Here is a 12,261-nt window from a genome sequence, read left to right on the forward strand (position 1 = left end):
GCAGATTGCTACGCACTTCGTACTCCCGATTACTTAAGAAGATCCTTTGTGTCTTTATATATCTCATTTACTTTCTCTGCATATTTAGTGCTTCCTTTGGATTCGCACTCTTTTACATAGGCATCCCAGTCTGTATCAAGGCTTTTCTTTCCGGTTATAAATTCCAGCGCTGATATATTTACATAGTCCATAAGCGGTACCTTGATCAGATTCAGTTCCTCTTTCTGCTCTTCATCGGAAAGCACCGGAGGCTGAAGCTTCTGATTCTCTTTATTGGCATTGATTCTTTCATTCCACTCCTTTTCACCCTCGGTAAATTTGGAAAGCTGTATCTGCTTTTTGCCGCCGTAGGCAAAGACCCCGCCGCCAAAGCCATAGTCCACGTTCAACTGTTTAGCAGCGCCTGGATTAAATCCATTGTAATAGATGTCAGAGTTCAGGGTAATATTCCCGTCTGCATCTTTTGTATAGGTCTCACCCTCGACACCCCACTGAGACAGTTCATGACCTTCATCCGAATACCAGAGCCAGTCAATAAAGCGAAGCATTTTAATGAAGTCCTTCTCTCCCAGGTCTTCAAGAGCACTCTTGCTGATCATAATCCCATTCTCAAGACGTCCTACTGCACTCGAAACCTTCAGATTTCCCTTCGGTCCTGAAGGAGTTGTCAGGAAGTACAGGTCTGCATTCTCTACCTGCATCTTATTACCGGAAATGATATCAGACAGCAGCTGATAGTTTGCGGAGAGCACATAGGAATCCCCGCGGAAAAATTTTGCCTGAGCCTGCTGGCTGTCCTGTGTAAACGTCTCGGGATCTATAATTCCTTCGCTGTATAATTTGTTAAAGTAAGAAAGGAAGTCTTTGTAGTCCTCTGTTGTGTCTGCAAAGTAGAATTCGTCCTTATCAAAATCAAACTTCATTCCATCCTGCAGTCCCCAGTCACCGCCGTCGGTGGAATTACCGGCCTTTACGCCATAAACATTGGCTGCAATATTCATCGCACAGCCGAACTGATACTGATCAGACCACACATTTTCCCTGCCCGTGTAATCCTGAACCTTTTTCAAGGCGTCATAGAAATCCTCCCAGGTCCAGGTGGCTTCTTTATTTAAATCAACACCTGCTGCTTCAAATACATCCTTGCGGATAATAAAGGAGTAGCCGCCTGCCACATCCTCCCACATACCCGGAAGACGGTAATACTTACCATCCGAAGCATAAGTCTGTTTTAGTTCATCCTCCATGCCCCACTCTTTTACCTGTTTCTGGAAGTTTGGCATATACTGTACCCAGTCACTGACTGCCACAACCTGTCCGCTGTCTTCGAAGGCTTTTGAATCATAGATTTTCGGTATGATATAGGGTGCACTTCCGCTGTTTACGGCTGCTGTTACCTTATCATTGTAGTCAGTTCTGGCTACTGTAGTCAGATCGAAATCGACATTGGCCTTTTCCTTAATATAGCTCCAAAGTCTCCAATCCTTTTTTAAAGGATAATTTTCATGATCGGAAAACATCATGGAATAGGTTACCGGTTCCTCAGAATGGAAGGTGGTATCTTCTCCATATTCATAATCCAGGTCCTTCTCTGCCTCTGAAGAAGACAAAGCCGGCTCACTTCCGGATTTTGAATCAGAACCTCCACATGCGGCAAGGGAGCCTGCCATAACCAGGGAAAGCGTAAGTGCTGCAATTTTTCTCTTCATTTCCTTTCCTCCTCTTTCTTTAAATTTTTAATATCTATCACTCTGGTCTGCCTCCGCTATCCTTTTACTGCACCAATTGTCATCCCCTGCACAAAATATTTCTGGACAAACGGATAGACGCACATGATCGGAAGAGAGGTCAGTACCATAGTTGCGGATTTTAATGTAGCCTGCACGCTGCTGGCTTCTGCCGTGGAGCTGACATCCACGTTATTGGCTCCCTCTACAAGCTGTCTTACCCAAAGGGCAATCGGCCACTTGTCTCTGGTATTCAGATACAGGAATGGTCCGAACCATTCGTTCCACATGCCAACCAGATAAAACAATGTCATGGTCGCCAGTATCGGCTTTGAAAGCGGAAGTATAATCCTGGCAAATATTCCATATACACCCATTCCATCGATTGACGCTGCCTCCTCAAGTTCATCAGGGAGTCCGGTAAAAAAGGATTTCATCAGCAAAAGGTTAAAGGTACTGATAGCACCCGGAAGTATGATTGCCCAGATGGTATCCCCCATACCCAGCCACTGGGTAATCAATATATAGTTTGGAATCATTCCTCCGGTAAAATACATCGTAAATACCACAAAAGGAGTAAAGAATTTATTCAGTCTCAGCTTCGGCTTTGAAAGCGGATATGCCAGTAAAGCCGTGCCTGCAACCGAGATAAAGGTGCCCACTACGGAATAAAGTATCGTATTCCCATAGAAGCGGAAGAAGGAATCATCCTTGGTCAATATGTATTTATAAGTCTCCAGCGTAAAATCAATTGGGAAGAATGTGACCTTTCCTGCGCCTACTGCTGCATCATTACTGAAAGACTGTGCAACCAGATATATAAACGGATACAGTGTAACGAAAATGACGAATATCATAATAACTGTGTTGAAAATCCGGAATACCTGATAGCCTTTTGATTGTTTAATATTCATACTTCACACCTGCCCTTTCTACCACAAGGATGTTTCTGTTAATTTTCTGGACAGGAAGTTTGCACTTGTCACCAGAATCAGACCTATAACGGCCTCAAAAAGCCCGACCGCAGATGCATAACTGAAGTTTCCTCCGGAAATACCCATACGGTAAACCAGTGTTCCGATAATATCCGCACGCTCCTGAGTCAGCGGATTGTACAAAAGCAAAATCTTCTGCATATTATTGGAGGTTACAATACCCCCGATATCCATAATCAACAGGGTCATGATTGTAGGAAGAATACCGGGAATCGTTACATGAATTGCCTGCTTGAATCTTCCTGCCCCATCGATTGCCGATGCCTCATACAGCTCCGTATTGATATTGGTCATGGCTGTCAGATACAGAATTGTTCCCCAGCCCAGGGCCTGCCATACACCTGATATAATATAGACTGCATCGAACCATCCGGGTTCTGACATAAACGCAATCTTCTCCATTCCCAAAGCCTGCAGCAATGCATTCACCGGCCCATTGCCCGCCAGTAATTCCTTTACCATACCACATACGACCACCAGTGAGATAAAATGCGGGAGATAAGAGACTGTCTGAACGGTTCTCTTCCATGCGGTTTTTCTGATTTCATTAATCAGAAGTGCAAAGATAAGTGTTGCCGGAAAACGAACCAGCAGATATCCGATACTCAGACGCAGGGTGTTGCCGAACGCCTTCCAGAAACTGGGATCCGTTAAAAACTGTCTGAAATATCTGAATCCCACCCATTCTTCCCCCAGAATGTTGGATCCTCCCTTGTATTTGCGGAAGGCAATGATATTGCCAAGTACCGGCACATATTTGAAGACCACGTAATAGAGAATCGGAAGTACCAGGAAGGAATACAATTTCCACTCCTTCTTCACATGATGTAAGAGTGAGGTTTTTGCTCCCACAGGCTTTTGTTTTGCTTTTTCTTTTGCCATGTAATCACCACATTCCTTTCATTGTAAACATTAATAAATCCTTCTTTTTTTCTCATCCGGTATCATGGACTTCCTGTAAAAATATGTATTTATCTGATCACGCCATTCCTTTGAATGATTTTTCTGATGCTCCAGACGGCTCTTCACCCTTTCAAACACCTTCTGCGGAATCCTGCCTTCCAGCCCATCCCACATCTCCGCTATCTTGTCCACATCCTGAACGCCTTCAAAATGTGTATCGTAGATATGCTGAATCAACGTTTTTCCGGATTTAAGTACATAATCATAAGGAACGTAATGGAAAAACAGCAACAGCTCCTCGGGACAGCTTTCTATGTTATCGTAGACAGAAGCATTTGGTTCCCGGTACTGCCGGGCATATCCGGTACCGCCACTCCCTCTTTCCACACCGATTCCCTTATGATCAGCTCTATGATAGGTTCCCCAGCGGTCGTATTCGTACCCATCCACATTAGGCCCGTAGTGATGGTTTGGATTTACCATCCATCCGATTCCCAGAGGTGCGGTGTACTTTTCATACGCAGGCCAAGACATCATCAGGATGCTCAATATTTTCTGATGGATCTCCGGGGCATTCCCAAATGTACATCCAATCCACTCTTCAGCTATCTCTTCGGCCGTCAGATCCATCTCAAAGCTCAGCCGGCCAAACCCATACAGATTGGCGGCCGCCAGATCATGTCCTGTCCAGTTGTCATCATCCCCGGTATTGGCCACCGCTGCGATTCCACAGTTTTTCTGTCCAAAGGTCCTACCTGTTATAATGTCCCGAACCGTATCCGCTTCGGGAACACAGTGGGTATGGAAATTCAGAATTTCCCGGAACATCGGAATCAGATAACATACATGTCTCTGCTGCCCGGTATACTCCTGTGCAATCTGGACCTCAAGCATCTGATTCGTATGCTCCAGCCCCCCAAATAGAGGAGACACAGGTTCACGTACCTGGAAATCCATGGGACCATTCTTGATCTGAAGCATGACATTCTCCCGGAACTGTCCGTCAAGGGGCATGAAATTATCATAACCGGACCTGGCGCGGTCTGTCTTTTTGTCTCTCCAGTCCTGCTGACAGTTGTATACAAAACATCTCCAGATAATCCTGCCTCCATAAGGTTTCACCGCTTCGGCAAGCATATTTGCACCGTCAGCATGGCTTCTTCCATAGGTAAAGGGACCTGGCCGCCCTTCTGAATCAGCTTTTACCAAAAATCCTCCCAATTGGGGGATCCGGCTATAAAGTACTGCCATCTTCTCTTTCCACCACTGCTTCACTGCCCCGTCGCAGGGGTCTGCACTTTCCAGATTTCCCAACTCTATAGGAGCCGCAAAGTTCAGGCTCAGATAAAGCTTTATTCCATATGTGGAAAAAAGTTCTGTCATCTGACGGATTTCTTTTTCATATTGGCAATCGATGAGCTTCGTGGCATTGCCCTTAACATTGACATTATTAATTACAACAGCATTAATTCCTACCGAGGCTGCCAGTCTGGCATACGCTCTTGTCCTGTTATTCACAAGAACCTTCTGCTCCCGGAAGAAGAAGGACTCACCCGCATATCCGCGTTCGATAGAGCCATCCATATTATCCCAGTGATTCAGCATTCTAAGTGGTGCAACAGGTACCTTCCGAAGTTTTCTTCCCCTGAGGCTTTTACCGCACTGCATCTCACGTATAAAAGCAAAGCATCCATATAAAAGGCCTTTCTCACCGCCTGAGGTTATGGATATCTTGCCTTCGTGCTCCTCCAGCTCATACCCTTCTTCACCCAATCCTTTGGTTTCATCTGAAATCAGACAAATCCCTGCATTCTCCGGCTGATTGATTTTCTCTATCTGCATTTCCAGTATTTCTTCAAATGCCAGCGTCAGCTCTGCCACTGCTGTTTCAGCAACACTGCCATGGGTATTTGAGAACAGACCCATAACACCGCCTCCGGTCTCCACACCTTTTCTCTTATGGTAGGACAACCATGCATTTTCGTAACTCATATGCTCCGCCCTTCTACAATTTCATGAAACTGCAATAGAAATTGTTTTGTACTTGATTAAATTATATGTCAGTTTTTGCTCCTGTGCTTCGCATATATTGCCAATGCCTATGCAGATATTGCGATGTATTCTTTTTATTGTTTGTGTTATTTGGCTATTATGCATAATTTTATTCTGGTATTTTTATGCATTATATTTATAACAAGTATTTTCCTTTAACTATTTCGACTTTTCTTTTCACACATTTTGCAATGTTCTATTTTTGAAATTTTAACCAGGAAAAGTCAAAGCTACTGCCTGGCAGGAATACAAAGCTTACCGTCTTTACCCCATATACCCGTTTTAGCGGAAAGGTCTGTTCTGTATGACCATGCCTGAATTGCAGCATCTGCCGTTCCTCTGCACCCTCTGATACAAATCTTACAATAATTGTATTCACTTCCAGAAGGGTACTGCCACATATAGTGATACTGCCTGTACCTTCCCTGCCAAAGTCCATCTGTTCAAATTCTATGGTAACATTGTTCCCAATCTTTTTTATCCTGTCTTTTTCCCGGAAATAGCTGTCCCCGTAAATATGATCGCATTCGGAAGCGGGCAGCTTCTGCCATGCGCGGGTGATTTTCATGAACCGGAATCCTTTCAGGTGAATCTTCTTTTCAACAACAAAGCACAGGCTGGTAACACCACTCAGACGTTTTTTCAGATGGTATGTTTCTTCCTGATATACATTCCAGACAGAAGGCTTCTGATACATACAATCACCTATCAAAGAAGCTTCCGGTTCTCCCGGCATCCCTTCATAAATCTTTATTTTGTATGGTTCGTCCGTGAGTGCGAAAATCGGCAGGATAATTTCGTCCGACCCATAGGAACCGAAATCAATATCATGAAAACCCACCTGGCTTTCACCATCTCTGGCTGTGGCGACACCATGGTCATTACCATTTCCGATTTCCCCTTTACTATAATCATAAAGTCCCCCCGTTACAAACTCATAAGGATTATGAAAGGCTTTTCCCAGGCCTGTGATGACAAACTCCAACTGTGAAATGATCCGGATTTTGTCTGTGCCACAACGTGACATGCAGCGCAGGCGAAACTGTCCGTCACTTTTTGCGGTCACTTTTGCATTCCCTCCATGCGCTTCCACAGAAGCAATTTTGGATGGAATTCCGGCATCGTCCACTACACCCCAGACCAGTTCCCTGTCCGTGGCATTTTCAGGGCAGATGGCCGCAGTTACTTCCGTAGATTTATTACCTTCATAAAGATGTATCCCGTTACTGCTTAAAAGGCGTATATTTCTCACAGGAATTTCCTGATTCTCTTCCCCGATATCAGGGCCTGCCAGGTATGCCAGCGGACTGCTCCCTTTCGTAGCTTTGCCTGCTATGACCGGTACATGCAGATAAGCACTGGGTAATCCAGGAGATTCCACGGTAATTTTCAACTCACCCGGGACAGTATCTGCTTTACATACTGCCAGAAGCTTTCCGCTAAAGAGCTTTCTGCTGTAAGATTTATACCCGTCTGATTCGGTACTGTCACCATTATCCATGCCCACCAGGCTTCCAGCTCCTTCCACCCGGATATGAATCCGGTTATTTGCATTCTCCACCTGGTATCCCTCTTTATCTCTCATGGAAATCTCCAGAAACAGCAGCTCTTGACCATCGGCTTTCAGGTGACTTATGTCTGTATCCAGGCAGATACGCGCCGCCTCGCCAAAGGAGTGACGTACCTCCCGGGCCACCACCGTGCCATCCTCATCACAGGCAATCGCTTTGATTTCCCCTTTTGCGTAAGGCAGCTGCCAGTGCCCCACCAGCTGCTCTCCCCTTTTATGGTCGATGAAACAGGAACCCTGGCTTTTTCCATTAAGAAACAACTCCACCACTGGGGCATTGGAACATACTCTGATATCAATAAGCTGTTCTTCATTGAAATCCCAGTACGGAAAGATATGAACCATGGGATTCTTCCTGTAATCCGTCCATTCCGCCTGGAAAATGTAATAAGAATCTTTCGGAAAGCCTGCCGTGTCTGCCTGTCCAAAGTAAGAATTTCTGGTATGATATGGAGTTGGTTCTCCAATATAGTCAAATCCGGTCCACACGAACTGACCGCAGGAAAACGGATGATCGCGTTCCGCTATAATGCAGGCCTCTGTCGACCTTGCTCCCCAGCTTGTAGTGGAATTTCCAAGCGCAGAGCACTGCTCATCCACATCCGCCAATACGGACTGCTGATAAGGAAAATGATAGATACCCCTGCTTTGAACCGTGGAGCCTGTCTCGCTCCCATATATAATCCAGTCCGGATGCTCCTGATGATGAAGCTCATAGTACTTATCTCCATAATTATATCCTGCAAGCTTTACTATGTCCGCGCACTTCCGGGCATTCTCCCAGGGCATGTAGTTCGACCCTATGGTAACTGCTCCATTTCCCCGGGAATCATACTTTTTTACCTCATCTGTTAATATCCTGGTCCACGCACAGCCCCTTTCGCTTACATGTGTATCATAGATTTCATTCCCGATACTCCACATAATCAAACTGGGATGATTCCGGTCCCTGCGTATCCAGCTTGCCACATCTTTTGCATACCACCTGGTGAAAAAGCGAGCATAATCATAGGTGTTTTTGGAAGACTCCCACATATCAAAAGCCTCCGATACAATCAGAATTCCCATCTCATCTGCCAGCTCCATGACATCCCGGGAAGGCATGTTATGGGATAAACGTACCGCATTGACCCCCATGTCACGGAGTATTCGGAATTTTCTTCTCATAGCCTGGGGATGATAGGCAGCACCCAGACAGCCCAAATCATGATGCTCGCATACACCATTCAGTTTTAACTTTCTTCCGTTCAGTAAAAATCCCTGTTCCGGTGAAAAATGGATGGTCCTGAACCCTATCGTCAGTTCCTCTGTCTGAAGGATGCGATTATGATACTCTAAACTCACCTTAAGCCTGTAGCAATCCGGATGCCCGACATCCCAGACCTTTGGATGGTCGATTATGGTTTCGAACAAAAACCTTACAGAATCATTTTCCTGCAGACATACCCTTTCCGCCGTCTCCTTTCCCGAGAGTATCCTCCACTCATCAGTGTCCGCTTGGGCAATTTCATAAATAAGCTGGCAATCGGTTCCCTCCACTTCTGTCTCTATCGATACTTTCCATCTGTTTTGCCCAATTTCTTGTGCATGGAAGTATATTCCATCAGACACAAGATGACACTGATGCACTGTTTTAATCCATACGTCCCTGTAGATACCGGCCCCCGGATACCAACGGCTGTTGGGATTCTGATAGTCCACTGAAACTTTAATTTCATTCTCTCCTTCTTTCAGACAGGATGTCATTTCGATTTCAAATGCTGAATAACCATACTTCCACTCACCGGCCTTTCTGTCATTCACATAGACGGTACTATCCATGTAGATTCCGTCAAACCTCAGAAATACCCGCTGATTTTCCTCTGGCTTCCAGTAAAAAGTCTTTCGGTACCAGCCTGTCCCATCTTCATAAAAATGCTCCGTGTCATAAATCAGCCAGTCATGTGGTAGCCCTACAGGGAGAAATGCCTCCCTTCTTTGATTAATTACTTCCAGATCTGTGTGAAGTGGCTGTTTACTGAATTCCCAGCCGTCATTAAATAGCTGCATGCCATAGGCTCCTTTCTGTCAATTCAGGTTAAATCTATCTTAACTGCAAGGTAAACGGACCTGCACTAAGCCCGCTTTTATCACATAGTAATCCTCTGCACGGTGCAGCAGACCAGGCATACCGTACCCTGCATGGTTCGTTTACCTCCGGGCAGGTAATCCGTACCTCATTTCCCCGGACTGCTGCATAAGCCTGATGAAATTTCTGATCCACACCTGCCAGTTCAAATTCCCCGGGATTTTTTCCATCCACGGTCTCAAGCCCTTTTTGACTTCCTGTGTTAAACTGTAGGATGATCTGGTTCCCTTGCTGTATCCATCCATGTACCTGAGGTGCTTTCCAATTCAAGTCTTCTCCATATATCATTCCCCGGATGGCCAGACTGGCTCGATAAGCGATCGTCTTTTTATCCAGAGGATGAAGGTCATTTGTCTCTCCTAAATCCAGATTACAGGTGACAGCGGTATCAGGCAGCTCCGCTGCCCTGTGCTGTGCTTCCCTGATTCGGGGCCACGCATCCCCGGCCGCGATATCCACACCACAGCCAGGGAGCTGTACGATTACAAAAGGCAGTGTTTCCTGCATCCACTCCCTTCTCCAATCCATAATCATGGTCTTCAGCAATGCTTCATAAGCATCGGGATTCCTGTCATTGGATTCTCCCTGATACCACACAACTCCCCGTACCACGTAAGGAAGACAGGGAGCAGTCATTCCCTGGAAGAGCCCGGTGGGTCCACGGTTGACAAACTTCTGTTCCGGCCCTGGTTTCGTAACCGCACTTATCCCATATTCCCAACCTCCATCCAGGCGAATCCGACCTTGTTTCGTCACAATCTCGTAAGGCTTTCCGGGCGTAATCCTCCCTTTTCCGTTCCTGCAGACCAGTCGAATTATAATCTGATTTTCTCCCTCCATCAGCAGCCCTTCCGGAATTTTGTACCGCCTGGGTGGATAACAGTAACCCGTCTCCCCGATCAGCACATCATTAAGATAGATACGGTCACTGTCAGTCAGGGTGCCAAATCTCAGAAAACCCTGGATGCCCTTCATCTTCGAAGAGATCCGAAAAGTTTTTCTAAGCCGGATACAGCCGCAGAAATCAGGCAGTCCTGCCTCGGAGAGGCTGCCCGGAAAAGTTATGGGCATCCAGGAAATAGCCTGATTCAAGGATTTTTTCTCCTGGATTTCGATCTCAGTCTGCCACCTTTTCTCAGCTCTTTCATACTGTTCCACCAGATTCTTTTGAACCTTCACATCCTGAAGTTTCCGTCTGTTTTCAAGCAATCCGGGCCACTTTGAAATTCCTTCTCTGCTCATCCATGCTTCGATTGGAGTCCCGCCCAGACTCAAATTAATAATTCCTATGGGCACATTCTTGTTCTTATAAAGATACTTTCCCAGAAAGTAAGATACCGCAGAAATTTCTTCCAGATTTTCTCTTTGGCAGCTCATCCACTCCGCTTTTAGATGATTCTTTCGTGGATTGGCGAAATCATAATGTTCCATTACCTTATACAGGTGTACGTCTTGCGCTCCCTGTCCTGAAAATTCTTCCGGAAAACGCTCCCACACCCTGCGCATAGGCAGTTCCATATTTGATTGCCCCGCGCATACGAAAACTTCGCCAACATATACCGGTGATCTGCGGATTTCCTGCCCCATCTTGCATGTCACTTCCAGCGTATAAGGACCCCCGGAGGGCAGATTTTGAAAAATGACTTCAAAACACGCATCTAAACCCACAACTGCTCTCTGGCGCCTTCCGGACAGCGTGACAGTCACCTCCTGCTCTTTTGGCCCCCAACCCCAGATTCTCGTCTTTTCTCCCTGCTGTAGCACACATCCATCACTCAAAATTCTGGGAAGGCTCAGTCTTCTGCTCATAAATTTATCCCCCTTTTGATTCCTGATACCATCATAGCTTTGTTTTCACTTTCATTCAGCACGATTCTTGCCCTGTTCTATGCACTTTTTGCGTTTCTTTACATCATACTTTGGTATACAGAAAGGGGCTGCGCATCAACTGATCAATACCAGTTAATGCGTCAGCCCCTTTGAGCCCCCACCCTTTGGGGGAGGCACATGCTGCAACACTTTATTTCTGAATCCACTGGGTGAGCATCCATTTACAGATTTAAATGTCCGGTTAAAGGCACTTAAGGACGAAAATCCGGAATTCATAGCCACATCTGTAATGCTGAGTTCCGTAGAGTACAAAAGCTCCTCTGCACGCTTCACTCTCTTGGAATTCAAATATTCGTAGAAAGTCATATTCATAAATTGTTTAAAGATTCTTGTGAAATGAAACTTGGAAAATCCGCTGATATTAGCTGTTTCTTCCAATGTCAGATTCTCCTGATAATGGCGATTGATATAATTACAGGCATTCATGATCACTTCCAGATACTCTTTCTGTTTTACGACCTGGCCTTTGACACCTTCGTCACCCTTTATCATCTCCTGTGCGGTAGCTTCCCTGCCAAGCTTTACGAAAATCTCAATCATCATCGCATAAATGCTGGCCTCACGGAAGGTCTTTCTTTCGTCATATTCATGGATGATCCGATTCATCCTGTCATGAACAAATTCATACAACTCTGTTTTATCTGTTTTTCGAAGCAGAAGCAGCGGCGGCAGTAAAGACAGCAGGGTTTCCATCTCCTTTAATGTATAAAGAAGTGCTGCATCAAACTGCAGGATAATACGTTCCCCTGTAGGTGGGGCTTTCAGAGCATGCAGGATGCCGGAATTTATCAGTGCGATATCCCCTGTTTCCAGGTGACAGCTGTTTTCCCCCACAAGAACCCAATATTCCGAGCTTAAGGGCATAATGATTTCGACTCCGGTGTGCCAGTGCTCCGGATAATCCTCATAATCCACATTATGATACAAGCGCAGCCCAAGAGAATCCTCAAAATTAATTGTTTCATGTAAACCATTCAGAATTTCTATCATATGATT

7 protein-coding genes are annotated in these 12,261 nt (G+C 45.6%); all 7 read right to left on the minus strand.

Translation table 11 applies throughout. The annotated features are described in order from the left end of the window. Window positions 1-29: 29 nt before the first annotated feature. The 7 genes from KNL20_RS11700 to KNL20_RS11730 all read right to left on the minus strand — a co-directional run bounded on the left by KNL20_RS11700 (window position 30) and on the right by KNL20_RS11730 (window position 12,255). Window positions 30-1,709, minus strand: coding sequence for a type 2 periplasmic-binding domain-containing protein (locus tag KNL20_RS11700; RefSeq protein WP_230397921.1), 1,680 nt, complete (start codon window positions 1,707-1,709; stop codon window positions 30-32). A gap of 56 nt (window positions 1,710-1,765) precedes the next feature. Further along, window positions 1,766-2,641, minus strand: a complete 876-nt coding sequence (locus tag KNL20_RS11705) for a carbohydrate ABC transporter permease (protein ID WP_230397922.1) — start codon at window positions 2,639-2,641, stop codon at window positions 1,766-1,768. A gap of 18 nt (window positions 2,642-2,659) precedes the next feature. Next, window positions 2,660-3,604, minus strand: coding sequence for an ABC transporter permease (locus KNL20_RS11710; protein WP_230397923.1), 945 nt, complete (start codon window positions 3,602-3,604; stop codon window positions 2,660-2,662). Between the two features lie 30 nt (window positions 3,605-3,634). Then, complete coding sequence (locus KNL20_RS11715) at window positions 3,635-5,617, minus strand: alpha-glucuronidase (protein ID WP_230397924.1); 1,983 nt, start codon at window positions 5,615-5,617, stop codon at window positions 3,635-3,637. A gap of 256 nt (window positions 5,618-5,873) precedes the next feature. Next, window positions 5,874-9,296: a glycoside hydrolase family 2 TIM barrel-domain containing protein gene (locus KNL20_RS11720; protein WP_230397925.1), complete on the minus strand. Its 3,423-nt coding sequence runs from the start codon at window positions 9,294-9,296 to the stop codon at window positions 5,874-5,876. Window positions 9,297-9,330: 34 nt separating this feature from the next. Next, window positions 9,331-11,184: a sialate O-acetylesterase gene (locus KNL20_RS11725; RefSeq protein WP_230397926.1), complete on the minus strand. Its 1,854-nt coding sequence runs from the start codon at window positions 11,182-11,184 to the stop codon at window positions 9,331-9,333. A gap of 153 nt (window positions 11,185-11,337) precedes the next feature. After that, complete coding sequence (locus KNL20_RS11730) at window positions 11,338-12,255, minus strand: AraC family transcriptional regulator (RefSeq protein WP_230397927.1); 918 nt, start codon at window positions 12,253-12,255, stop codon at window positions 11,338-11,340. Between the last annotated feature and the right edge of the window lie 6 nt (window positions 12,256-12,261).

This window comes from Novisyntrophococcus fermenticellae (assembly GCF_018866245.1).
In the GTDB taxonomy this organism is placed as follows: Bacteria; Bacillota; Clostridia; order Lachnospirales; family Lachnospiraceae; genus Novisyntrophococcus; species Novisyntrophococcus fermenticellae.

Coding starts and splice junctions, on each gene's coding strand:
- KNL20_RS11700 (WP_230397921.1), bottom strand. CDS start 1,709: ATGAAGAGAAAAATTGCAGCACTTACGCTTTCCCTGGTTATGGCAGGC.
- KNL20_RS11705 (WP_230397922.1), bottom strand. CDS start 2,641: ATGAATATTAAACAATCAAAAGGCTATCAGGTATTCCGGATTTTCAAC.
- KNL20_RS11710 (WP_230397923.1), bottom strand. CDS start 3,604: ATGGCAAAAGAAAAAGCAAAACAAAAGCCTGTGGGAGCAAAAACCTCA.
- KNL20_RS11715 (WP_230397924.1), bottom strand. CDS start 5,617: ATGAGTTACGAAAATGCATGGTTGTCCTACCATAAGAGAAAAGGTGTG.
- KNL20_RS11720 (WP_230397925.1), bottom strand. CDS start 9,296: ATGCAGCTATTTAATGACGGCTGGGAATTCAGTAAACAGCCACTTCAC.
- KNL20_RS11725 (WP_230397926.1), bottom strand. CDS start 11,184: ATGAGCAGAAGACTGAGCCTTCCCAGAATTTTGAGTGATGGATGTGTG.
- KNL20_RS11730 (WP_230397927.1), bottom strand. CDS start 12,255: ATGATAGAAATTCTGAATGGTTTACATGAAACAATTAATTTTGAGGAT.